Below are 21,480 nucleotides of genomic sequence, written 5' to 3'. Positions count from 1 at the left end.
ACAATTCCCCCTGTGACCGTGACCGCACCCACGATCTCCCCCGCGACGGCATACCCCCACCGTCGCCGGCACGTCCGACTCGGACTGCTGGCGGCGGTGGGCCTCGCCGTGTTCGCGGGGACCGTGGTGCTGGCAACGCAGGTCAGTCGGGCGCAGCGCGAGTCCTACGGGATCTCGCTGTCGCCGGGCTGGGACTCCGGCCTCAACGGCCTGGTGCTGCTCGCGCTCGGGCTCGTGGTCCTGTGGCGGCCGCCGGGCCACGTCGTGGGGCGCGTGATGGTGGTGTTCGGCCTGTTCTGGCTGCTCGTGGGGTTCTGCGACGCGTACGACGGCTGGGCCCTGCGAGCGGCGCCGCCCCCCTCACCGGGGGCCCAGCTCGCGCTGTGGTTCTCCGGCCGCTTCGGCAGCTTCCTCCTCGTGGGGGTACCCCTGCTGCTGCTGCTCTACCCCACGGGGCGGTTCCTCTCCGGCGCCTGGGGCGTGGTCAGCCGGCTGAGCCTCGCCTCCGTGGTGGCCTGGGCCGGTGCCGTGGTGCTCCTGCCCGGCAGCCTGAACGGCGACCCCACCGGGGCCGGCGGGCTCTCCTACGACGCCGGCACGCTGCCCGTGGACCCCGCTGTCGGCGACGCGGTGACATCGGTGCTGGGGGCGGCCGCCATCGCGGGTGGGCTCGCCAGCGTCGTCGTGGTGTGGCGCCGGCACCGGCTCTCGACCGGCCTGGAGCGCATGCGGATCCGGTGGCTGCTCTGGGCGGCCACGGCCGTCGTCGGCCTCTTCGTCACGGCGTCGCTGGTGCCCTTGTCCGCCCGGGCGCAGGACGTGCTGTTCTCGGTCGGCGTGCTGCTCCCCGCGGTGGCCCTCACCGTCGGGCTGGTGCAACCGGAGCTGGTCGGCGTCGACGAGCTGCTGTCGGGCACCCTGCTCAACGGCGTCGCAGCCATGGCCGCCGTCGGGGTCGACCTCGGCGCCCTGACGCTGTTGACCGACGGCCTCGGGGCGCGCCTCGACCAACGCACCCTCGTCGTGCTCGTCCTCGCCCTCGGGGCGGCGGCGTACCTCGTCCTGCGGCACCTCCTGCTCGGGCGCGTCCGGCGGCTCGTCTTCGGCACCCGCGACGACCCCTACGACGTGGTCGCGGGCCTCGCGTCCCGGCTGGAGTCCGCCCCGGACGCGCGCGGGCAGCTCGCCGCGGTGGCCGACGCGGTCGCCCGGGCGTTCGGGGTCCGCTACGTGCGGGTCGAGGTCGACCGGCCCGGCGGTGACGGCCTCGCCGCGACGCACGGCAGCGCCGGCGGTGCCGTGCGCACCTTGCCCATCACCTTCCGCGACACCACGATCGGACGCCTGGTCCTGCCTCGCGACGGCGTCCGGGCCCGGCTGTCGCGGCGGGACGAGGCGCTGCTCGGCGACCTCGTGCGCCAGGCCGCCCTGGCCGCCCGCAGCGCGCGGCTCACGGAGGAGCTGCAGGAGAGCCGCGAGCGGCTGGTCCTGGCCCGCGAGGAGGAGCGCCGCCGGATCCGCCGCGACCTGCACGACGGGCTGGGGCCGGCACTGAGCGGCGTGGTCTTCAGGATCGAGTCGGCCCGCCTCCTCGTGCCCGACGACCCCGGAGCCGCCACCCGAGGCCTCGAGGTCGCGGCGTCGCAGGTGCAGGACGTGGTCGCCGACGTCCGCCGGCTCGTCCACGACCTGCGCCCACCGGCCCTCGACGACCTCGGTCTGGTCGGAGCCCTGCGACAGCAGGCGAGCGCCCTGTCGGGTCCCGGCTTCGCCGTCCACGTCGAGGCCGCCGAGGGCGTGGAGACGCTGCCCGCGGCCGTGGAGGTCGCGGCATACCGCGTCGTGGGCGAGGCCGTCACGAACGCGGCACGGCACGCGCGCGCGTCCCGGTGCGACGTCCGGCTGCACGTGGCGGCCGGGGAGCTGCACCTGCGGGTGTCCGACGACGGGGTGGGCGTCGACCCCGCGGCCGTGGCCGGCGTCGGGCTGGTGTCCCTGCGCGAGCGCGTGGCCGAGCTGGGTGGCCGCGCCGAGGTCGTCTGTCCCCCCGAGGGCGGCACCACCGTGCGCGCCCGACTGCCGCTGAGGAGCACCCCGTGAGCGAGCCCGCGATCCGCGTCGTCCTGGCGGACGACCACCAGGTCCTGCGCGACGGGCTGGTGGCACTCCTCGACGCGCTGCCCGGCCTGGAGGTCGTCGGCACCGCGACCGACGGCCGGGACGCCGTGCTCGTGGCGCGCGACACCGAGCCGGACGTCGTCGTCATGGACATCCAGATGCCCCACCTCGACGGCATCGAGGCCACCCGCCAGATCGTCGCCGCGCGACCGGCGACCGCCGTCGTCATCCTCACCATGAACGAGGACGACGACACCATCATGGGAGCGCTGCGCGCCGGTGCCCGGGGGTACCTCCTCAAGGGGGCCTCCGCCGCCGAGGTGCAGCAGGCCATCCGCTCCGCCGCCGGGGGCGGCATGGTCTTCGGGGCGTCGCTCGCCGCCCGGGTCGCCGACTTCCTGTCCGGCCGCCCCAGCACCCCGGACGTGCCGTTCCCGGAGCTCACCGACCGCGAGCGCGAGGTCCTCGACCACCTGGCCGCCGGCCGGTCGAACGCCGACATCGCCCGCCTGACCTACCTGTCGGACAAGTCCGTCCGCAACGCGGTGTCCTCGATCTACGCCAAGCTGCACGCGGCCGACCGGGCCGACGCCATCATCAAGGCGAGGGACGCCGGCCTCGGCCGGGACTGAGCACGCAGGTCAGCGCCTGGGCAGCGCCTGCCCGTCGGGCAGGACGCGTCCGCTGAGGAGGGCCACCAGCGCGCCGCTGCCTGTCCGGACCGGACGGCCGCTCCCCAGGCTCCAGTCGGTGTCCGTGGCCTCCAGCCGGACGCCCGCGAGGTCGACGCCGAACCACGCGCCGCCGGCCGAGGCCAGCTGGTCCAGCACCGCCACGACACCCTCGTCCGGCGCCACGGCCGGCCGGTCGAGCGCCAGGGTCACGTCCAGCGAGTGGATGACGGCATGGCTCAGGGCGCCGGCTGCTCCCCCGCCCGGCGGCTCCCACGCGTGCAGGGCCGGCGACCTCAGCTGGGCGAGCAGGTCGTCCACCGGCAGCAAGCGGTCCCGCTCCGCCACGGTGTCGGACAGGACGCCGAAGTCTCCGCCCGCCGCGGCCAGCTCCGCGCCGTACTGCGCCGGCGCCATCCGCACCGGCATGGTCACGTGGGCGACCACGTGCCCGACGGTCCACCCCTCGCACAGCGACGGCGCACCCCAGACCCGCTCCCCGGCTGCGACGAGCAGGTCCGCCAGCCCGACGTACGTGGGTCCCACCCAGGACTGCGGGCCCGTCATGACCGTCCCCCCACGGTGATCCCCACGAGGTGCCGCTCCAGCTTGTCGAGCGAGGTGGCGAAGCCGGCCCGGGCCTCCGGCCGGCGCATCGCCTCGGGCACGTTCCGCTGGGTGATGGTGACGGCGGTCCGTCCGTCGCCGAGGTCCTCCAGCGTGCTCGTCGTGTGCAGGCCCGACGCCGCCTCGAGCCACGCGAGCCGCTCGGGCGGCACGACCTCGGTGAAGGTGGCGACCATGCGGTGGCTTCCCTGTCCGCCCACCATGAGCGTCTCGAACCGCCCGCCAGCGCGCAGCTCGACCACGATCCCGTCGACCGGCGTCTCCATGCCCTCGGGACCCCAGAACTGCGCCAGCTCGGCGGGTTCGGTGAGGCAGCGCCAGACCAGGTCACGCGGGGCCGGAAACACCCGCTCGTACACCAGCTCGTCGTCGTTCACGCGTCCTCCTGCTCCTGCACCCTCGCCAGGTGCGACTCCAACCGGTCCATGCGCGCGGCCCACGCGCGCCGGCTCTCCTCGATCCACGAGACGGCCTCCCGCAACGTGTCGGCCTCGAGCCGGCACGGCCGCGCCTGCCGGTCCCTCCCCCGCGACACCAGCCCGCACCGCTCCAGCACCGCGATGTGCTGCGAGACGGCCTGCAGGCTCATCGCATACGGCTCCGCGAGCTGCGTCACGGTCGCGTCCCCCCGGCTGAGCCGGGCCACGATGTCCCGCCGGGTGGGGTCGCTCAGCGCGGCGAACACCCCGTCCAGCCGTTCCGCGTCGGTCGCTGAGGTCATGGACGTTATTAAAGCATCTGCTTGATCAAGCGTCCACTGGAATAGAGCGGAGCTCATCAGCGGACGGGTATGCCGTCCTGCGCCAGCGCCGCCTTGACGTCGCCGACCGTGAGCTCGCCGAAGTGGAAGACGCTCGCCGCGAGGACGGCGTCGGCGCCGGCGTGCACCGCGGGGGCGAAGTGCTCGACGCGGCCGGCGCCGCCGCTCGCGATCAGCGGGATGCGCAGCTCCCTGCGCACGAGCCGGATGAGCTCGAGGTCGAACCCGTCCTTGGTGCCGTCGGCGTCCATCGAGTTCAGCAGCACCTCACCGGCGCCCAGCTCCTGCGCCCGCACGCACCACTCGACCGCGTCGATGCCGGTGCGCTCCCGGCCGCCGTGGGTGGTGACCTCGAACCCGCCGACCGGCGACCCGTCCTCGGCCCGGCGCCGGCGCACGTCCGCCGACAGCACCAGCACCTGGGAGCCGAACCGGTCCGCCACCTCGGAGACGAGCTCGGGCCGCGCGATGGCGGCGGTGTTGACCCCGACCTTGTCGGCTCCGGCCCGCAGCAGCCGGTCGACGTCGTCGACGGAGCGCACTCCCCCACCCACCGTCAGCGGGATGAAGACCTGTTCGGCGGTGCGCCGCACGACGTCGTAGGTGGTCTCGCGGTCGCCGCTGCTCGCCGTCACGTCGAGGAAGGTCAGCTCGTCCGCGCCCTGGTCCCCGTAGGCCTTCGCCAGCTCGACGGGGTCGCCGGCGTCGCGCAGGTTCTCGAACCGCACGCCCTTGACGACGCGGCCGGCGTCGACGTCGAGGCAGGGGATGACCCGGGTGGCGAGACTCACCCGGGAAGGGTATCCACCTAGGGTGGACGTCATGTCGGTCGACCGCACCACGGACCACGTGAGTGCGATCGTCGCCCTGGTGGACTCCACCCCCGCGCGCTGCGGCAGCACCCATCTCGTCGTCATCGACGGCCCCAGCGGCTCCGGCAAGACCACGCTCGCACGCCAGGTCGCGGACGTCCTGTCGGCCCCCACCGTGCACATGGACGACCTCTACCCGGGGTGGGACGGCCTGCGGGCGGGCACCCACCGCGCCGACGAGTGGATCGTGCAGCCCCTGCGCGAGGGCCGCGCCGCGCGCTACCAGCGGTGGGACTGGCACGCGGGCCGGTATGCCGAGTGGGTCCAGCTGCCACCCACCGACGTCGTGGTGCTGGAGGGCTGCGGGGCAGGCGCGCTGCCGGGCGGGGCGTTCGCCTCGGTGCTGGTCTGGGTGGAGGCCGCGGAGGACGTGCGGTACGCCCGCGGCATCGCCCGCGACGCAGGCTTCGCGCCGTTCTGGGACCAGTGGGCCGCGCAGGAGCGCCGCCTGTACGACGCGGACCGCACCTGGGAGCGGGCCGACCTCGTCGTGGACACGACAGCGGGCCGGCCGTGAGACCGCGCCCGCGGCCCACCCTGCTGCCATGATCGGGTCCATGGAACCCGCCCACGGACGGCAGACCGCGGACACGGACGCGGGCGCCGGTGCCGACGCCCTGTACCCCGGCGACCGCGCGGGTCTGCGCGCCGTCCACGACGCGGTCGTCATGCTCGCGCAGGGGCTCGGGGACGACACGCACCGGGCGGACTACTCGCGCTGGGTCTCGGTCGGGCGGCGCGCCACGTTCGCCGTCGTCGGCCCGGGGGCCGGGGCCACCGTGCGGGTCGGCCTTAGCTTCCCCGCCGACGCACCCGCGGACGTGTCCGCCGACGACCGGCTCTCCCCGGCCACCGGGTTCGGACCGGCGACGCACTGGCTCGAGCTGTCGGCCGACTGCGACGAGGACGACATCCGCTCGCTCGAACCGCTCCTCGAGGCGGCCTACCTCCAGAACGGCTGATGCCCGGCACCGGGACCCGGGGAGACCGGGCACTGCCGCGCCTGCCCTCCTCGGCCGACCTGTCCCGGGCCGCGGCCCGGTCCCGGCACGAGGCGAGGGCGCGCACGCAGCGGATGCTGGCCCGGCTCGCCTTCGTCGTGCAGTGCGGGCTCGGCGCCGCCATCGCCTGGTGGGTCGCCACCCACCTGCTCGGTCACCGGCAGCCGTTCTTCGCCCCCGTGACGGCGATCGTGTCGCTGGGGCTGTCCTACGGCCAGCGCCTGCGCCGCGTCACCGAGGTCATGATCGGCGTCGCGGTCGGCGTCTTCGTCGGCGACGCCTTCGTCCACTTCTTCGGGACGGGCACGTGGCAGATCGTCGTCGTCGTGGTGCTCGCCATGAGCATCGCCGCCCTGCTCGGCGCCGGGCTGCTGCTCACGACGCAGGCCGGCGTGCAGTCGGTCATCGTCACGACCCTCACGGCGGCCCCCGGCTACGCCTTCACCCGCTGGCTGGACGCGGTCGTGGGCGGGGTGGTCGCGCTGCTGTTCACCACCCTGGCCCCCACCACGCCCATCCGCCGGCCGCGCCAGCAGGCGTCGGTGGTGGTCCGGGAGATCAGCGAGATCCTCGCCGACACCGTGCGGGCCGTGCGCGAGCGCGACTCGGACCTCGCGACAGCCACCCTGGAGCGGGCGCGGGCGTCGGAGTCGATGCTCGACGAGCTGCGCTCGCTCTCGGCCGAGGGCATCGCGGTCGTCCGGCTCTCGCCGTTCCGACGGCGGCACCTGCCGGGCGTGCAGGCCATCGCCGACCTACTCGAGCCGCTCGACCGGGCCATCCGCAACCTGCGCGTGCTCGTCCGGCGGGCCGCGGTCGCGACCTGGCGCGACGAACCGGTGCCCCCGGCATACCTGCGGCTCATCGAGGCGCTCGGGGAGGTCACCGGCGACATCGCCCGCGAGCTCGGTGAGCGACGACTGCCCACCAACGCGCGCGCCGGCCTCTACCAGGTCGGCGAGCTGAGCGCCGTGCTCGACCCCGGTTCGGGGCTGTCCGCCGAGGTGATGCGCGCCCAGATCCGGTCCATGGTCGTCGACCTGCTCATGCTCACCGGGCTGCCCGCCGCCGACGCGCGGGACCACGTGCCGGAGACGATGACCACCGGTCCCGACGACGACTGATCCGCCTGCCAGACTGGACCGGATGTCACAGGCCACCGTCCGTCCCCCCGTCACCGCCGCGCCGTCCACCTGGCTCGTCGCGGTGGCGCTCGTCGCCGTCGCCGCGAACCTGCGCACCGTCATGGCCAGCGTGCCCCCGCTCGTGCAGGACATCGGGCTCGAGCTGCACCTCGGCAACGCCGCCCTCGGCCTGCTGACCACCCTGCCGGTGCTGTGCATGGGGCTCTTCGCTCCCGTCGCCCAGCGGGTGGCCGCCCGGGTCGGCGCCGCGACGGGCGTGCAGCTCGCGGCCGTGTGTGTCCTGCTCGGGCTGCTGTCGCGGTTCGGGGGGAGCCATGTGTGGCTGCTGTATGCCGGGACGTTCGTCGCCGGCGTCGGCATCGCCCTGGGCGGGACCCTGCTGCCCGGGCTGGTCAAGGAGCTCTTCCCGCCGGGGCGGTCGGGGCTGGTGACCGGCCTGTACATGCTGGCGATGATGGGCGGTGCGGGAGCCTCCTCGGCCCTATCCGTGCCGCTGCGCGACCGGTTCGGGTCGTGGCAGGCCTCGCTCGGGTCGTGGTCGGTGATCGCGCTCGTGGGGGTGCTGGCCTGGCTGCCGATCTGGCGAGGGCACACCCGGCTGCGGGCGGCCGACCCCGTGGTCGTGGTCCCGACGAGGCTGCCGTGGCGGCACGCGACCGCGTGGCTCGTCGCGGGCTACCTCACCATCCAGTCGGTCGAGTTCTACTCCTCGCTGGCCTGGATCGCGCCCACGTACGCCGCCCGCGGGTGGGACCCCACCCACGCCGGGTACCTCCTCAGCGTCTTCACCGCGCTCCAGCTCGTCTCCGGCCTGCTCGGGCCGGTCCTCGCCGACCGCGTCCACGACCACCGGGCCCTGCTGCTCGGCGCTTCCGTGCTGGGCCTGCTCGGCCAGGCGGGGCTGTGGCTCGCACCCGGCGCGGCCCCCTGGGTGTGGGCGGGGGTGCTCGGGTTCGGACAGGGCGCGTCCTTCGCCCTGGGCCTCGTGCTCATGGTCGACTACGCCTCCACGCCGGCAGCGAGCGCACGGCTCGCCGGGATGGCGTTCTTCTTCAGCTACACGATCGCCTCGCTCGGACCGGCGAGCCTGGGGGCGCTGCGCGACGTGACGGGTGGATTCCAGGCGGTGTGGATGGTGCTGACCGTCCTCATGTTCGGACAGGTGGCGTTCTCGGCGGCCCTTCGGCCCACGCTGGCGCGCATCCCCTGACGTCGTCCGCGGCGCCGCCGACACGGGTGCAGCGGCGCCCACGCGGGTTCACCGGTGACAGCCGGGGTTCACCGGTGCCAGCCGGGGTTCACCGGTGCCACCACGTGGTCGGTGACGGACGCGGGGCGTCGGCCTGCGTGGGATGCTGCCGCCATGGCGTACGACCGGGAGCTCGCCGACCGCCTGCGGACCGTGCTGCGGGACGTCGACGGCGTGCGGGAGAAGGCGATGTTCGGCGGGGTGGCGTTCCTCGTCGGCGGCCACCTGGCGGTCGCGGCGAGCGGCCAGGGCGGCCTCATGGTGCGTTGCGACCCCGACCGGACCGACGAGCTCGTCGGCGGCGGCGAGGCCGAGCCCATGGTGATGCGAGGCCGGGAGATGGACGGCTGGTTGCGGGTGGGCGCCGACCGGGTCGCGGAGGACACGGCGCTCCAGCGCTGGGTCGACGTGGGCGTGGGGTGGACCGCCTCGCTCCCCCCGAAGCAGGGCCCCGGGTAGACCGGCCGGCCGGCGCCCTCGCCGTTTGGCGCCCCCCGCCACCGGGCATACACGGAGCAGTCGTGGCCCGGCGCACGGCCCGCGAGGGGACGCTTTGCGACCGGGCCGGGCCACGGCGCCCAGGCGCGCCCGTGCTCCCACTCCCCACCGGCCGTCCGGTCGGGTGTCGGCGCACTGTGCGTTGCCCCACGCCGCGGGGCAACGCACAGCACGCGACGAGGATCCTCAGTCCCGGGTGACGTCCGGGCTCGGCACCGTGGGGCCGAGGGCCTGGACGAGGGCGGCCAACCGCCCCGCCTCGGCGCGGCCGAACCCGGCATCGGCCTTCTGGATCGCCATGACGGCCACCGTGTCGGTGTCCGTCAGCTCGATCGTGACCCACGGGTCGCCCTCCACGAAGCGCACGTCGACGACCTCGCGCCACGACACCGTGCGGGTGAGCAGGAGGTTGCGGATCGTCAGCGACTCGCGGGTCGGCACCGCCCGGATCCTGGCGAAGCGCCACAGCAGCAGGGCCATGGCCACCCCGACGCCCGCGAAGAAGACCCGGTCGCCGGTGCGCCAGTTCCCGCCGTCGGCCGGCCCGGGCAGCACCACGGCCACGATCGCGAAGAGGATCAGCGTCGCCACCGCCGAGGCGGTCGCCACCACCCTGCCCCGGCGCGGCCGGAACGGTGCGAAGGCCGCCTGCTCGTCCGCGCTGCCCCCGCCCGAGCGGTTGCCGGTCACGGTCACAGCCGGCAGGCCGCGATGTCGGTGACGAGGATCGCCCGCGCCCCGAGGTCGTAGAGCTCGTCCATGATCGCGTTGGTCCGGGCCCGGGGCACCATCGCGCGCACGGCGGCCCACTCCTTGTTCTGCAGGGCCGACACGGTGGGCGACTCCAGGCCCGGCGTCACGGCACACGCCACCTCCACGAGGTGGGCCGGCACGTCGTAGTCGAGCATCACGTAGTGGCGGGCGGTGATGACGCCGGTGAGGCGTCGCCGCAGCACCTCGACGGCGGCGGAGCTGTCGCCCTGACCCTCGCGGCGGATCAGCACCGACTCGCTGAGCAGGATCGGGTCGCCGAAGACCTCGAGCCCTTGCTGGCGCAGGGTGGTCCCCGTCTCGACGACGTCGGCGATCACGTCCGCGACCCCGAGGGTGATGGCCGTCTCCACGGCACCGTCGAGGCGCACGACCTTCGCGGTGACCCCGGCCTCGGCGAGGTGCTTCTCGACCAGGCCGGGATAGCTCGTCGCCACGCGGCGGCCACCGATGTCGGAGACGTCGGCGCACGTCCCCGGGCGGCCGGCATACCGGAAAGTGGAGCCTCCGAAGCCCAGCGTCATGACCTCGATGGCGGCACTGCCGGAGTCGAGCAGCAGGTCGCGTCCGGTGATGCCGCAGTCGATGGTGCCGGAGCCGACGTAGACGGCGATGTCACGCGGGCGGAGGTAGAAGAACTCGGCGTCGTTGTCGGGGTCGGTGACGACGAGCTCCTTGGCGTCGCGCCGGACGCGGTAGCCGGCCTCGCGGAGCATGTCGACCGCGGGCTCGGAGAGTGACCCCTTGTTGGGCACGGCGATTCGCAGCATGGTGCGGGCTTTCGTGAGAGTGGTGGCCTAGAGGTGGGCGTAGACGTCGTCGAGGGTGATGTCGGAGGCGACCATGAGCACCTGGAGGTGGTAGAGCAGCTGGCTGATCTCCTCCGCGGCGCGGTCCTTGCCCTCGTGCTCGGCGGCCATCCACACCTCGGCGGCCTCCTCCACGATCTTCTTGCCGATGGCATGCACGCCGGCATCGACGGCGCGGACCGTCCCCGAACCCTCCGGGCGGCTCACCGCCTTCTCCGTCAGCTCGGCGTACAGGTCGTCGAAGGTCTTCACGGGCCCAGCGTACGGGGGACGAGGCCTGCCAACGTCACCGCGGTCGCCACCGCGGCGACCGCCGCCTCGTGCCCCTTGTCCTCGCTCGACCCCGGCAGACCCGCGCGGTCGAGGGCCTGTGCGTCGTCGTCGCACGTGAGCACGCCGAACCCGATCGGGATGCCCGTACGCGTGCTGACGTCGGTGAGGCCGTGGGTGACGCCGCTGCACACGTAGTCGAAATGCGGTGTGCGGCCACGGATCACGACACCCAGGGCGACCAGGGCGTCGTACGACGGCGCGAGGCGGGCGCACGCGACGCTGAGCTCGACGGTGCCGGGCACCCGCACGAGCAGGACGTCGGTGACACCACACTCCGCGAGGCCGCGCTGCGCCCCCGCGACGAGCCCGTCCATCACCTCGGTGTGCCACGAGGCGGCGACGACGGCCACCCGCAGCCCGGCGCCGTCCGCACTGACCGTGGGCGCTCCCCTGCCGCTCATGCCGTCTCCCCGGAGTCCGTGGCGTCCATGACGAGGTCGTGGCCCATCCGGTCTCGCTTGGTCCGCAGGTACCCGCGGTTGGCGGTCGTCGGGGCGACCTGGAGCCGCTCCACCGCATCCACCCCGAGACCGAGCGCACGCAGCGCCTCCACCTTGGCCGGGTTGTTGGTGAGCAGCCGGATGTGGTCGACCCCCAGGGCCGTGAGCACCGCCGCCCCGGCGGCGTACTCACGCGCGTCCACCGGCAGGTCGAGGGCGGTCTGCGCGTCCACCGTGTCGAGGCCGCCGTCCTGCAGCGCGTACGCCTGCAGCTTGGCGAGCAGCCCGACCCCGCGGCCCTCGTGGCCCCGCAGGTAGACGACGACACCCCCTTCGGCGGCCACTCGCTCGAGCGAGCGCTCGAGCTGGGGCCCGCAGTCGCAGCGCAGCGACCCGAACGCGTCCCCGGTGAGGCACTCGGAGTGCAGCCGCACCAGCGGGCGCTCGGGGACGCCGCGGGGGCTCACGAGCGCGATGTGCTCGTCGCCGGTGATCGCGTCGCGGAAGCCGACGGCGCGGAAGTCCCCGTGCCGCGTGGGGACCACCGTCTCGGCCACCCGGGCCACCCGGTCGAACCGCTGCCGGTACGCGACCAGCTGGGCGATCGTGATGACGGGCAGGTCGTGCACGGCGCCCATCGCCTGCACGTCGGGCAGCCGCATCATCGTGCCGTCGTCGTGGACCAGCTCGCCGATCGCGGCGGCCGGCGCGAGGCCCGCGAGCCGGCACAGGTCGACGGCCGCCTCGGTGTGCCCGGGGCGCACCAGCACCCCGCCCTCGCGCGCCCGCAGCGGCACGACGTGCCCGGGCCGGACGAAGGTGTCGGCGGTGGACCGGGGGTCGGCCAGCAGGCGCACGGTGCGCGCCCGGTCGGCCGCCGAGATGCCCGTGGTGACGCCCTCGGCCGCGTCGACCGTGACCGTGTAGGCCGTGCGCCTCGGGTCGCGGTTGTCGGCGACCATCAGCGGCAGACCCAGCCGGTCGGCCACCTCGGGGGTGACCGGCGCGCACACGTAGCCGCTCGTGTGCCGGATCGCCCACGCCATCCACTGGTCGGTCAGGGTCTGGGCGGCGAGGATGACGTCGCCCTCGTTCTCGCGGTCCTCGTCGTCGGTGACGAGCACCGGGCGCCCGGCACGCAGCGCGTCCAGCGCCTGCTCGATGGTCGCCAGGCTCCTCATGCCGCAGCCACCGCCTCCGGCTCGCGGTCGGGCTCCTCGACCCGGGACGCCTTGAGCCACACGAAGAAGCCGTAGAGCACGAGGCCGGCGTACACGGCATACAGGACCGCGGACGGGTAGAACTTCGAGTGCACCAGCAGCGGGACGCCGACCAGGTCGACGCCGATCCACGCGAGCCAGAAGTCGTTCCAGCCGCGGGCCATCGCGTACGTCGCCACGATCGAGCCGACGAAGATCCACGCGTCGCACCAGAAGTACCAGCGCGGGGCGGGCCAGCCGGCGCCGATCGCCGCGAAGACCCACTGCAGCACGACGACGCCCGCGACCCAGAAGCCGACGTAGCCCAGGCGCTCGCGCGCGGTGGCCCAGCGCGGGGTGATGACGGGGGCGTCCACATCGGCGGAGCTGAGCCGGCGGACGGCGTTCCAGCGGTACCAGCCGTACACGCTGGTGATGATGAAGAAGACCTGGCGGCCGGCCTGCCCGAGCAGGGTCTCGTGCTGGGGGTTGGAGAAAGCGACCCCGAAGAAGACCGTGAACAGCAGGACGTTGCCGAGGATCCCGACGGGCCAGGCCCAGATCCGCCGGCGCATGCCACCGATGGCGGAGGCGAATCCGAAGACGTTGCCGACCACCTCGCGCCACAGGATGTGCTGCGAGCCGATGGTCAGCTGTGCCTCGAAGAGCTTCTCGAGCCAGTTCATGCGGGGATCTCCTGGGAGTCGGTGGTGCCGGGGGCCGGGGTGGTGGGTGCGGGGGTGCCGGCGGCCCGTGGGGGGCCGGTCGCGAGCAGGCGCTCGACGTACTTGGCGAGGACGTCCACCTCGAGGTTGACCGGGTCGCCGGCGCCCTTGTGCCCCAACGTCGTCAGGGCCAGCGTGGTGGGGATCAGCGAGACCTCGAACCAGTCGCCGCCCTCGTCGGAACCGACGGCCGACACCGTGAGGCTGACGCCGTCGACGGTAATCGAGCCCTTCTCCACGACGTAGCGGGCCAGACCGGCGTCGAGGCTGAACCGGACCACCTCCCAGCGGTCTCCGGGTGTCCGCGCGAGGATCCGGGCGGTGCCGTCGACGTGCCCCTGCACGACGTGCCCGCCGAAGCGTCCCCCGGCCGCCATCGCCCGCTCGAGGTTGACCCGGTCCCCGGCGGCGAGGGCGCCGAGGCTGGTGCGCGCGAGGCTCTCCGCCATGACGTCGACGGTGAACTGCTCCTCGTCGTGCTCCACCACGGTGAGGCAGACGCCGTTGACCGAGATCGAGGCGCCGTGGACGGCGTCCGACACGACCAGGGGGCCGGACACGGTGAGCCGGGCGGACTCGGCGCCGCGCTCGAGCGCCACGACGTGGCCGAGCTCCTCGACGATGCCGGTGAACATCAGCGGGTCTCCTTCAGGCAGGCGGTGATCCGCACGTCGGTGCCGATCAGGGTGATGTCGGTGGGGTCGAGGCGCAGGGCCTCGTCGATCGTGGTGATGCCGAGGTCGCTGACGGACGGCCGGCCACGGCCGAGCAGGACCGGCGCGACGTAGGCCACGACCTCGTCGACGAGCCGGTCGTACATGAACGCCGCCGCGACGGTCGGGCCGCCCTCGAGCCAGACGTGGTGCACCCCGGCCCCGGCCAGCGCCTCGAGGACCTCCTTGGGGCTGCGGGTGCGCAGGTGCCAGGTCGGGGCGGCGTCGTCGAGGACCCGGGCCTGCGGCGGGAGGTCGCGCTCCCCCATCACGACCCGGATCGGCTGGGTGCCCGTCAGGGTGCCGTCGGGGTGGCGGGCCGTGAGGTGGGGGTCGTCGGTGAGGGCCGTGCCGGTCCCGACCAGGACGGCCCCGCAGCGGGCGCGCTGCTCGTGCACGTCGGCCCGGGCGGGAGGGCCGGTGATCCACTGGCTCGTGCCGTCGGCCGCGGCGCTGCGCCCGTCGAGGGTGGTGGCGAGCTTCCACGTGACCCACGGCCTGCCGGTGCGGACGAGGTGGGTCCAGGTGCGGTTCACGGCCTCGGCCTCGTCGGCCAGGACGTCACCGACCACCTCGACACCGCGCTCACGCAGCCAGTCCGCGCCCCCGGCGGCGACCGGGTTGGGGTCGGACTGCGCGTGGACCACGCGACGCACGCCCGCGGCATACAGGGCCGGTGCGCACGGCGGCGTGCGGCCGGTGTGGTTGCAGGGCTCGAGGGTCACGTAGGCCGTGGTGCCGGCGGCGCGCTCGCCCGCGGCGGCCAGGGCGGCGGCCTCGGCGTGCGGCGTGCCCGCACCGCGGTGCCACCCCTCGGCGACGACCTCGCCGTCGTCGGCGACCAGGACGCAGCCGACCCGCGGGTTGGGGTCGGCCTCGGGACCCCGGGCGGCGAGCGCGAGGGCGCAACGCATCGCCGCGTCCGTGCCGGGCTGCTCGCCCATCGTCCCGCCTCCTGCTCCAGACCGTTCGGTCGAGCTCCGGGGGACGTGCGGTCGAGGGACCTCAGGGCAGGCGGCGGGTCGCGACCGACCCGACCGCGCGACCTGGGGGTCCCGCGTCCACGTGCTGCCTACCATCCGGACTTTCACCGTCGGTCCAGGAGTTCCACCTGGTCAACCGGCCGCTGGCTGCGGCCGGGTCGCGGACTGTCACCGCCGGTTCGGACTTGCACCGACCCCGGAGCACGTGTGTCGCCGACCAGTATGCCAGCGGCCGCGGGGCCGGGCCGAGGCGGTCCGCGTGATGGTCCTCACGCTCCGGCCCGGCGGAGAACGGACCGGGCAGCGAACGGCCGGGCAGCGAACGGACGGGCGGCGAACGGCCCTAGTGCGCGTGGGCGGTCGCCAGCGCTCGCAGCTCGTCGACGGCTGCGGCCGCGTCCCGGGCGCCGTAGACGGCCGACCCCGCCACGAAGACGTCCGCTCCCGCCTCGGCGCACTGCTCGATGGTCGACGCGGACACCCCGCCGTCGACCTGCACCCAGACCTCACCCCCGAAGCGGCGCACCGCCTCCCGGACCTGGGCCACCTTGGGCATCTGGTCGGCCATGAACGACTGGCCGCCGAAGCCCGGCTCGACCGTCATGACCAGCACCATGTCGAGGTCCGGGAGCAGGTCCTCGTACGGCGCGAACGCGGTGCCGGGCTTGACCGCCATGCCGGCCCGCGCGCCGGCCGCACGCAGGTCCTTCGCCAGGGCCCGCGGGTCGCGCGCCGCCTCGACGTGGAAGGTCACGGAGGCCCCACCGGCCTCGGCGTACTGGGGTGCCCAGCGGTCGGGGTCCTCGATCATGAGGTGGCAGTCCAGCGGGATCGGGCTGACCTTCGCGAGCGCCTCGACCACCGGGAGGCCGAGGGTCAGGTTAGGCACGAAGTGGCCGTCCATGACGTCGACGTGGGCCCAGTCGGCGTTGCGGATCCGCTCGAGCTCGTGCTGCAGGTTGGCAAAGTCGGCGGACAGGATGCTGGGCGAGATCTGCACGGGCACACCCTAGCGACGGCGCGACCGGGGTCCCGAGCCCGGACCATGCGCTGCCCGGTCCCGCTCACCGCACCAGGCGCACCTCGACCAGCTCGGGGAACCGCAGGTCGGTGAACGTGGCACCGTCGGGGTCGAACCTGTTGCGACGGTAGAACGCGCGAGCCCTCGTGTTGGCCTCGAACACCCACAGCTCGGCCGCCTGGGTCGCCGGCAGGACGGCGTCGAGCAGTGTCTGCCCGAGGCCGCTCCCGAGCCAGCTCCTCGCCACGTAGAGCCCCCACAGCTCGGTCCGGCGCACCGCTGCCGGACGCGCCTCGACGGCGCGCGCCGGCCCGGCGGCGGAGAAGCCGACCACCTCCTGCGCCTCGACGGCCACCCGCCGGACGACGCCGGACTGGACGGGCCCCTCCAGCACCCGTTCCCACGTGGCCACCGCGTCGGCCACGGTCCAGTCCTCGAAGTAGCCGGGTCGCAGCACGGCACCGTACGTGTCGACCCAGGCCCGGTGGTGCATGGCGCCGAGCGAGGCCGCGTCGGAGCGACGCATCTCCCGGACCACGGGTGCCGCCCCCATGGGGCGACCCTAGCGCCGCAACCGAGTCCCGCGCGCCGTCTGCGGCCCAGCTCGGAGCAGCTGCTCCGCCCCACCTCAGGCGCGCTTGCGCAGCAGCGCCAGGAACATGCCGTCGGTGCCGTGCACGTGCGGCCACAGCTGGGCGCTCGGGCCGGCCCCGGGCACGGCGACAGGCTGGCCGGCGGCGTCGCGCAGGAAGTCGCGCGCCTCGAGCTGCTCGACGTCGTCCCGGCGCTTCAGCACGTCGCTGACGACGAACTGGGTCTCGGCCAGGTGGGGACTGCACGTGGCGTAGGCGACGACCCCGCCCGGCGCCGTGGCGTCGATGGCGGAGGCCAGCAGCTCGCGCTGCAGGGAGCCCAGCGCGGCGAGGTCGGCCGGCGTCCGGCGCCACCGCGCCTCGGGCCGCCGGCGCAGCGCACCCAGGCCGGTGCAGGGCGCGTCCACGAGGACGCGGGCGTAGCTGCCCGGCTCGTCCTCACCGACGGTACGACCGTCGCCGGTGCGGACCTCGAGCACGCGACCGGCCGCCGAGGCGCGCTCCAGCGCGGGGCGCAGGGTCTGGCGCACGAGGTCGGCCCGGTGCGGGCTCACCTCGTTCGCGACGAGGTCGGCCCCCGCCTGCACCGCGAGGGCGGCCAGCAGACCGGCCTTGCCCCCGGGTCCGGCGCACAGGTCCAGCCAGCGCTCGGTGCCGGGGACCTCGACGGGGACCGCAGCGAGTGCGAGCGCGACCAGCTGCGAGCCCTCGTCCTGCACGGCCGCGCGCCCCTCGCGGACTGCCCGGATGCCGCCCGGGTCGCCCCCGGGAAGCACCGCACCGACCGGCGAGAGCGACGACGCCTCGGCCCCCGCCTCGACGAGCTCGGCGACACTGCACAGCCCGGGTCGAGCGACCAGGGACACCTTGGGCGGGTCGTTGTCCGCCGTGACGAGGGCGGTGAGCCGGGCGTCGACGGTGTCCGGCGTGGCTGCCCCGTGGCCCAGCAGTGCTGCCCGCATCGCCTTGACCACCCACTCCGGGTGCGACTGCTCGACCGCGAGCCGGGCCGTGAGGTCGCCGTGCGGCACGACCTCGGCCAGCCAGGCGTCGCGGTCGCGTTCGCTCACGCGGCGCAGCACGGCGTTGACGAAGCCGGCGGCCCCGGCTCCGTTGACCTTGCGCGCCAACGCGACCGTCTCGGCCACCGCGGCGTGCGCGGGCACGCGCATCCCCAGGAGCTGGTGCGCCCCCAGACGCAGGGTGTCGAGCACGCCCGGGTCGACCTTGCTGAGCGGTCGGCCCGCCGCGACGGCGACCACCGGGTCGTAGAAGCCGTGCATCCGCACCGCCCCGTAGACCAGCTCGGTCGTGAAGGCGGCGTCCCGGCCCGAGATCCGCCGGTCGCGCAGGACCGCGGGCAGCTCGAGGTTGGCGTACGCGCCGTCCGCCACCGAGCGCAGGACGGTGTATGCCGCGAGCCGCTGGGGATCGCTCGTGCGCCCCCGCTCGCTGGGGCGCTGCCGCGAGCGCTGGGGTGACCGGTGCGGGCGCCTGCCCCCGCCCGAGGCGCCGTCGGGCCGCTGCTCAGCCACCGAGCCGCTCCCCCGCCTCGATCCGGACGCCGCGCGCCCAGTCGGCCGCGGACATCTCCTTCTTGCCGTGGGGGCGTACCGCGCCGAGGCGCACGACGCCCGCCGCGGTGCCCACGTGGACCTCGCGCTTCCCGGCGGCGAGTTGCCCCGGCGCCAGCGGCTCCCCGGCATACGCGCCGTCGACCGTGACGGGCGACAGCTTGAGCCGTTCGCCGCGGAAGGTCGTCCACGCCCCGGGCGCCGGCGTGCAGCCGCGCACCAGCCGGTCGACGGCGGTGGCGGGACGGTCCCACCGGACCTCGGCGTCGGCCACCTCGATCTTCGGGGCCAGCGAGACCCCCTCCGCGGACTGGGGCACGGGAGTCAGCGAGCCGTCCGCGATGCCGTCCATGGTCGCGACGAGCAGGCCGGCGCCCCCCTCGGCGAGGCGCCCGAGCAGGTCGCCCGCGGTGTCGGTCGGACGGATCGTCTCGGTCATGACGCCGTAGACCGGGCCGGTGTCGAGGCCGGCCTCGAGCCGGAAGGTCGACGCGCCGGTGACCTCGTCGCCGGCCATGACGGCGTGCTGCACCGGGGCCGCTCCGCGCCACGCGGGCAGGAGCGAGAAGTGCAGGTTGACCCAGCCGTGGGCCGGGATGTCCAGCGCGACCTGGGGCACCAGGGCGCCGTAGGCGACGACCGGGCAGGCGTCGGGCCCGATCTCGCGCAGCCGGGCGAGGAAGTCCTCGTCGCGGGGGCGCTGGGGCGTGAGGACCTCGATCCCGAGCTCCTCCGCGCGCTGCCGCACGGGTGAGGGGTGCAGGGTGCGGCCGCGGCCGGAGGGGGCGTCGGGGCGCGTCACGACGGCGACCACCTCGTGCGGGGACGCGACCAGGGCGTCGAGCGAGGGCAGCGCCACCTCGGGGGTGCCGGCGAAGACGAGCCGCATCACAGGGCCCGGCCGAAGGTCGCGTGCGGGCTCGCCCGCACCGGGGGCGCCGGGGCGCCGGCCCACTCCGCCTCCCGGATCGCCTTCATCGCGGCCTTGCGCTGCTCGCGGTCCATCCGGTCGATGAACAGGATGCCGTCGAGGTGGTCGGTCTCGTGCTGCAGGCACCGGGCCATCAGCTCGGACCCCTCGACGACGACGGGCTCGCCGAACTGGTTGAAGCCCTTGGCGACGGTGCGCAGCGCCCGTGGGGTCTCGAACCGCAGGCCGGGGAAGGACAGGCAGCCCTCGTCACCGTCCTGCAGCTCGGCGGAGAGGTCGAGGTCCGGGTTGACGAGGTGTCCGAGCTCGCCGTCGACCCAGTAGGTGAACACCCGCAGGCCGACCCCGATCTGCGGAGCCGCCAGCCCGGCGCCCGGGGCGTCCATCATCGTGTCGGTCAGGTCCTTGACCAGCTGGCGCAGCTCGCGGTCGAAGTCGACGACGGGGGCCGCGGGCGTGCGCAGCACCGGGTCGCCGAAGAGGCGGATGTTCTGGATCGGCACGCCGGCCAGTCTAGGTGCGCTGCTCCCCCAGCTCCGCCGGCCCCGGGACGGGCAGCCCGCGCAGCGCCAGGTCGCGTGCCAGCTGGGCGGGGGTGGTGAACGGGATCGCGTCCATGCCCACCGAGGCAGCCGCCTCCACGTTGGCCGGGCTGTCGTCGACGAAGACCGTGCCCAGCAGGTCGACGGGCGCGTCCGCCGCGAGCCGGTGGAAGACCCCGGGGTCCGGCTTGGCCAGCGAGATGCGCCCCGAGACAGTGATGTGCTCGAACAGCGAGAGGAAGTCGAACCGCTCGAGCGCGCGCGGGAACAGCTCGGCCGACCAGTTGGTCAGGGCGAGCAGGCGCACCCCGTGGTCGGCCAGGGTGCGCAGGATCGTCACCGACCCCTCGACCGGGCCGACCATCGAGAGGTCGAAGTGGGTCCGGTAGGCGCGGATCTCCTCGGCGAGGTGGGGGTGGGTGGCGAGGGCCGCCGTCTCACCGTCGTCCCACGAGCGGCCGGCGTCCTGGGCGTGGTTCCACGCGGCGAAGCCGAAGTCGCCCGTGAGGAACGCGCTGGCCCGGTCGGGGCCGACGGCAGCGGCGATCGCCGGGTGCGGGTCCCAGGAGATGAGGACGTTGCCGAGGTCGAAGACGACGGTGGGCCGGGTGGTCACCGGCCCACCGTAACCGCAGGGCGGGGTGCCTTCGCGGGTATGCCGGGCCGGGCCGGGCGCGTCGCGTCAGCCTTGGGGCGTCGCGTCAGTCCGGCGCGGGCGCGTCACCCGGGCCGGGCCGCGTCGCGCAGCCGCTCGAGGGCCGCCAGCACCTCGGCCGGCCGCTCGAGGTGGGGCGAGTGACCGCACCCCTCGAGCGCGGTCTCGGTGAACGAGCCCCCGGCCGCGGCATACCGCTCGAGCACGGCCCTGGTCTGCCCGACCATCGGCTGCGGCGGGCACTCCTGCTCACCGGGCCACCCCGGGACGGCGCCGAGCCGGCCGAGGTACGCCAGGTCGAACAGCGAGGTGTCGGACACGATGACGTCGGCGGTGCCCCGCACCCACTCCACGGGAGGCTTGGGGTCGAGCGCGACCAGCTCGTCGGCCACGGAGAACCAGCGGGGCGACATCGCGTTGGTCACCCCGCGCCTGCCGGGACCCGTCGCCGGCCAGTGCTCGCTCGCCGCGGCGTCGCCGGGGTAGTTGTCCTCCCCCACCGCCGTCGACAGCACGGTGTCGAGCATGGCCTCCTCGTCGGCCCCGAACGCTGCGGGGTCTGCCACGTAGGCCGACAGCATCACCGCTCGCGGGGTCGTCGGCCCGTCGCCGGACCGGTCCTTGGCGGCGAGCCGGGCGACGAAGTCCGGGTTCACGGCGCCACCACCGGTCCCGGCGAAGTCGGCGGTGGTCGGCGTGCCCGTCAGGTCGCGGGTGCCGCCGAAGCCGTACGGGGACAGCGGCGACTCCAGCAGCAGTCCCGCTACCCGGCCGGGGTGGTCGACGGCGAGCTGCATCAGCACGCCGCAACCCATCGAGTGCGCCGCGACGAGCGGCCGGCTGCCCGGTGCGAAGAGCCCCTCGACGTCGAGGAGCGCCGCCACGTCGTCGGCGAAGTCGCGCAGGCCCCGGGTCGCGTCGACCGGCGCCATCTGGCTGTCGCCGTAGCCGCGCAGGTCCGGCGCGACGACCCGCCACGGGCCGTCGTCGCCGCCGAGCCGGTCGCGGACGAACGGCTCCCAGAAGGCGGCCGAGGAGCAGTTGCCGTGGACGAGCAGCAGCGGGACGCCGTCCTCCGGGCCCCACACGAGGACGTTCTGGTCGATGCCGTTCGCGACGGTGCGCACGCTCATGGCCGCACGCTAGGCACCCGCCTCCGGCGACGCCATGTGGGCCGCCGACATCCCCGGCCTCCCGGGGTGTGCCGTGACGCCTCGGGCCGGGACCGCCCCACGCCGGACTCTCTCCCC

General features: G+C 74.8%; 26 protein-coding genes and 1 riboswitch. Of the genes, 7 read left to right on the top strand and 19 right to left on the bottom strand.

The window, feature by feature from the left end; all coding sequences use genetic code 11:
- Window positions 1–12 precede the first annotated feature (12 nt).
- Window positions 13–2,100, top strand: coding sequence for a sensor histidine kinase (locus ACYVDO_RS13225; protein ID WP_460936590.1), 2,088 nt, complete (start codon window positions 13–15; stop codon window positions 2,098–2,100).
- Window positions 2,097–2,750: a response regulator gene (locus ACYVDO_RS13220; RefSeq protein ID WP_460936588.1), complete on the top strand. Its 654-nt coding sequence runs from the start codon at window positions 2,097–2,099 to the stop codon at window positions 2,748–2,750. Before ACYVDO_RS13225 ends, ACYVDO_RS13220 begins: the two co-directional genes overlap by 4 nt.
- 9 nt (window positions 2,751–2,759) lie before the next feature.
- Here ACYVDO_RS13220 and ACYVDO_RS13215 read toward each other — a convergent pair whose 3' ends face one another.
- Genes ACYVDO_RS13215 through hisF form a run of 4 tightly spaced genes read right to left on the bottom strand, consistent with a single transcriptional unit; the run spans window position 2,760 to window position 4,967 of the window.
- Window positions 2,760–3,356, bottom strand: a complete 597-nt coding sequence (locus tag ACYVDO_RS13215) for a maleylpyruvate isomerase family mycothiol-dependent enzyme (protein WP_460936586.1) — start codon at window positions 3,354–3,356, stop codon at window positions 2,760–2,762.
- Window positions 3,353–3,793: an SRPBCC family protein gene (locus tag ACYVDO_RS13210; RefSeq protein WP_460936584.1), complete on the bottom strand. Its 441-nt coding sequence runs from the start codon at window positions 3,791–3,793 to the stop codon at window positions 3,353–3,355. Before ACYVDO_RS13210 ends, ACYVDO_RS13215 begins: the two co-directional genes overlap by 4 nt.
- Window positions 3,790–4,137, bottom strand: a complete 348-nt coding sequence (locus ACYVDO_RS13205) for an ArsR/SmtB family transcription factor (RefSeq protein ID WP_460936582.1) — start codon at window positions 4,135–4,137, stop codon at window positions 3,790–3,792. The genes ACYVDO_RS13210 and ACYVDO_RS13205 overlap by 4 nt, the downstream gene beginning before the upstream one ends.
- Before the next feature lie 56 nt (window positions 4,138–4,193).
- Window positions 4,194–4,967, bottom strand: a complete 774-nt coding sequence (gene hisF, locus ACYVDO_RS13200; protein ID WP_460936580.1) for an imidazole glycerol phosphate synthase subunit HisF — start codon at window positions 4,965–4,967, stop codon at window positions 4,194–4,196.
- Between the two features lie 31 nt (window positions 4,968–4,998).
- Between hisF and ACYVDO_RS13195 the strand changes: the two genes are divergently transcribed.
- The 5 genes from ACYVDO_RS13195 (at window position 4,999) to ACYVDO_RS13175 (ending at window position 8,902) form a co-directional block, all read left to right on the top strand.
- A complete protein-coding gene (locus tag ACYVDO_RS13195; RefSeq protein WP_460936578.1) occupies window positions 4,999–5,565 on the top strand; it encodes a uridine kinase family protein in 567 nt (188 codons plus the stop codon).
- A gap of 28 nt (window positions 5,566–5,593) precedes the next feature.
- A complete protein-coding gene (locus ACYVDO_RS13190; protein WP_460936576.1) occupies window positions 5,594–6,010 on the top strand; it encodes a DUF5655 domain-containing protein in 417 nt (138 codons plus the stop codon).
- Entirely contained in the window at window positions 6,010–7,173 is a 1,164-nt protein-coding gene (locus tag ACYVDO_RS13185; protein ID WP_460936574.1) for an FUSC family protein, read from the top strand. Before ACYVDO_RS13190 ends, ACYVDO_RS13185 begins: the two co-directional genes overlap by 1 nt.
- A gap of 22 nt (window positions 7,174–7,195) precedes the next feature.
- Window positions 7,196–8,404: an MFS transporter gene (locus tag ACYVDO_RS13180; RefSeq protein ID WP_460936572.1), complete on the top strand. Its 1,209-nt coding sequence runs from the start codon at window positions 7,196–7,198 to the stop codon at window positions 8,402–8,404.
- 153 nt (window positions 8,405–8,557) lie between these two features.
- Window positions 8,558–8,902, top strand: coding sequence for a TfoX/Sxy family protein (locus ACYVDO_RS13175; RefSeq protein ID WP_460936570.1), 345 nt, complete (start codon window positions 8,558–8,560; stop codon window positions 8,900–8,902).
- 225 nt (window positions 8,903–9,127) lie between these two features.
- On the opposite strand, the gene ACYVDO_RS13170 is transcribed toward ACYVDO_RS13175, so the two are convergent.
- The 15 genes from ACYVDO_RS13170 to ACYVDO_RS13100 form a co-directional block, all read right to left on the bottom strand.
- Window positions 9,128–9,631, bottom strand: coding sequence for a PH domain-containing protein (locus tag ACYVDO_RS13170; RefSeq protein ID WP_460936568.1), 504 nt, complete (start codon window positions 9,629–9,631; stop codon window positions 9,128–9,130).
- Between the two features lie 2 nt (window positions 9,632–9,633).
- The gene (gene hisG, locus ACYVDO_RS13165) at window positions 9,634–10,482 is read right to left on the bottom strand and encodes an ATP phosphoribosyltransferase (RefSeq protein ID WP_460936566.1); all 849 of its coding nucleotides are present in this window, start codon (window positions 10,480–10,482) and stop codon (window positions 9,634–9,636) included.
- 27 nt (window positions 10,483–10,509) lie between these two features.
- A complete protein-coding gene (locus ACYVDO_RS13160) occupies window positions 10,510–10,773 on the bottom strand; it encodes a phosphoribosyl-ATP diphosphatase (protein ID WP_460936564.1) in 264 nt (87 codons plus the stop codon).
- Window positions 10,770–11,255, bottom strand: coding sequence for a 6,7-dimethyl-8-ribityllumazine synthase (gene ribH, locus ACYVDO_RS13155; RefSeq protein WP_460936562.1), 486 nt, complete (start codon window positions 11,253–11,255; stop codon window positions 10,770–10,772). Before ribH ends, ACYVDO_RS13160 begins: the two co-directional genes overlap by 4 nt.
- Entirely contained in the window at window positions 11,252–12,475 is a 1,224-nt protein-coding gene (ribB, locus tag ACYVDO_RS13150) for a 3,4-dihydroxy-2-butanone-4-phosphate synthase (RefSeq protein ID WP_460936560.1), read from the bottom strand. The genes ribH and ribB overlap by 4 nt, the downstream gene beginning before the upstream one ends.
- On the bottom strand, window positions 12,472–13,179 hold the full coding sequence (locus tag ACYVDO_RS13145) for a nicotinamide mononucleotide transporter family protein (RefSeq protein WP_460936558.1): 708 nt from the start codon (window positions 13,177–13,179) through the stop codon (window positions 12,472–12,474). Before ACYVDO_RS13145 ends, ribB begins: the two co-directional genes overlap by 4 nt.
- Window positions 13,176–13,853: a riboflavin synthase gene (locus ACYVDO_RS13140; RefSeq protein WP_460936556.1), complete on the bottom strand. Its 678-nt coding sequence runs from the start codon at window positions 13,851–13,853 to the stop codon at window positions 13,176–13,178. The genes ACYVDO_RS13145 and ACYVDO_RS13140 overlap by 4 nt, the downstream gene beginning before the upstream one ends.
- Window positions 13,853–14,875: a bifunctional diaminohydroxyphosphoribosylaminopyrimidine deaminase/5-amino-6-(5-phosphoribosylamino)uracil reductase RibD gene (gene ribD / locus ACYVDO_RS13135; protein WP_460936554.1), complete on the bottom strand. Its 1,023-nt coding sequence runs from the start codon at window positions 14,873–14,875 to the stop codon at window positions 13,853–13,855. The genes ACYVDO_RS13140 and ribD overlap by 1 nt, the downstream gene beginning before the upstream one ends.
- A 117-nt stretch (window positions 14,876–14,992) precedes the next feature.
- Window positions 14,993–15,123, bottom strand: a riboswitch (FMN riboswitch).
- A gap of 134 nt (window positions 15,124–15,257) precedes the next feature.
- On the bottom strand, window positions 15,258–15,914 hold the full coding sequence (gene rpe, locus ACYVDO_RS13130; RefSeq protein ID WP_460936552.1) for a ribulose-phosphate 3-epimerase: 657 nt from the start codon (window positions 15,912–15,914) through the stop codon (window positions 15,258–15,260).
- 64 nt (window positions 15,915–15,978) lie between these two features.
- Window positions 15,979–16,488, bottom strand: coding sequence for a GNAT family N-acetyltransferase (locus tag ACYVDO_RS13125; protein ID WP_460936550.1), 510 nt, complete (start codon window positions 16,486–16,488; stop codon window positions 15,979–15,981).
- Window positions 16,489–16,563: 75 nt separating this feature from the next.
- The gene (locus ACYVDO_RS13120; RefSeq protein WP_460936548.1) at window positions 16,564–18,063 is read right to left on the bottom strand and encodes an RsmB/NOP family class I SAM-dependent RNA methyltransferase; all 1,500 of its coding nucleotides are present in this window, start codon (window positions 18,061–18,063) and stop codon (window positions 16,564–16,566) included.
- Entirely contained in the window at window positions 18,056–18,991 is a 936-nt protein-coding gene (gene fmt, locus ACYVDO_RS13115; RefSeq protein WP_460936546.1) for a methionyl-tRNA formyltransferase, read from the bottom strand. The genes ACYVDO_RS13120 and fmt overlap by 8 nt, the downstream gene beginning before the upstream one ends.
- On the bottom strand, window positions 18,991–19,536 hold the full coding sequence (gene def, locus ACYVDO_RS13110; protein WP_460936544.1) for a peptide deformylase: 546 nt from the start codon (window positions 19,534–19,536) through the stop codon (window positions 18,991–18,993). The genes fmt and def overlap by 1 nt, the downstream gene beginning before the upstream one ends.
- 10 nt (window positions 19,537–19,546) lie before the next feature.
- Window positions 19,547–20,191: an HAD family hydrolase gene (locus tag ACYVDO_RS13105; RefSeq protein WP_460936542.1), complete on the bottom strand. Its 645-nt coding sequence runs from the start codon at window positions 20,189–20,191 to the stop codon at window positions 19,547–19,549.
- 104 nt (window positions 20,192–20,295) lie between these two features.
- A complete protein-coding gene (locus ACYVDO_RS13100; RefSeq protein ID WP_460936539.1) occupies window positions 20,296–21,363 on the bottom strand; it encodes an alpha/beta hydrolase in 1,068 nt (355 codons plus the stop codon).
- Window positions 21,364–21,480 lie beyond the last annotated feature (117 nt).

Source organism: Phycicoccus ginsengisoli (assembly GCF_054779295.1).
Note: the sequence above shows the minus strand (reverse complement) of the source record. Positions and strands in the feature narration are given on the sequence as shown.

Excerpts from the sequence above, each read along its gene's own strand:
- ACYVDO_RS13190 (WP_460936576.1), top strand. The coding sequence starts at position 5,594 with ATGATCGGGTCCATGGAACCCGCCCACGGACGGCAGACCGCGGACACG.
- ACYVDO_RS13125 (WP_460936550.1), bottom strand. The coding sequence starts at position 16,488 with ATGGGGGCGGCACCCGTGGTCCGGGAGATGCGTCGCTCCGACGCGGCC.
- ACYVDO_RS13205 (WP_460936582.1), bottom strand. The coding sequence starts at position 4,137 with ATGACCTCAGCGACCGACGCGGAACGGCTGGACGGGGTGTTCGCCGCG.
- ribD (WP_460936554.1), bottom strand. The coding sequence starts at position 14,875 with ATGGGCGAGCAGCCCGGCACGGACGCGGCGATGCGTTGCGCCCTCGCG.
- ribB (WP_460936560.1), bottom strand. The coding sequence starts at position 12,475 with ATGAGGAGCCTGGCGACCATCGAGCAGGCGCTGGACGCGCTGCGTGCC.
- ACYVDO_RS13140 (WP_460936556.1), bottom strand. The coding sequence starts at position 13,853 with ATGTTCACCGGCATCGTCGAGGAGCTCGGCCACGTCGTGGCGCTCGAG.
- fmt (WP_460936546.1), bottom strand. The coding sequence starts at position 18,991 with ATGCGGCTCGTCTTCGCCGGCACCCCCGAGGTGGCGCTGCCCTCGCTC.
- ACYVDO_RS13185 (WP_460936574.1), top strand. The coding sequence starts at position 6,010 with ATGCCCGGCACCGGGACCCGGGGAGACCGGGCACTGCCGCGCCTGCCC.
- hisG (WP_460936566.1), bottom strand. The coding sequence starts at position 10,482 with ATGCTGCGAATCGCCGTGCCCAACAAGGGGTCACTCTCCGAGCCCGCG.
- ACYVDO_RS13215 (WP_460936586.1), bottom strand. The coding sequence starts at position 3,356 with ATGACGGGCCCGCAGTCCTGGGTGGGACCCACGTACGTCGGGCTGGCG.
- ACYVDO_RS13180 (WP_460936572.1), top strand. The coding sequence starts at position 7,196 with ATGTCACAGGCCACCGTCCGTCCCCCCGTCACCGCCGCGCCGTCCACC.
- ACYVDO_RS13175 (WP_460936570.1), top strand. The coding sequence starts at position 8,558 with ATGGCGTACGACCGGGAGCTCGCCGACCGCCTGCGGACCGTGCTGCGG.
- ACYVDO_RS13100 (WP_460936539.1), bottom strand. The coding sequence starts at position 21,363 with ATGAGCGTGCGCACCGTCGCGAACGGCATCGACCAGAACGTCCTCGTG.
- ACYVDO_RS13195 (WP_460936578.1), top strand. The coding sequence starts at position 4,999 with ATGTCGGTCGACCGCACCACGGACCACGTGAGTGCGATCGTCGCCCTG.
- ACYVDO_RS13145 (WP_460936558.1), bottom strand. The coding sequence starts at position 13,179 with ATGAACTGGCTCGAGAAGCTCTTCGAGGCACAGCTGACCATCGGCTCG.
- ribH (WP_460936562.1), bottom strand. The coding sequence starts at position 11,255 with ATGAGCGGCAGGGGAGCGCCCACGGTCAGTGCGGACGGCGCCGGGCTG.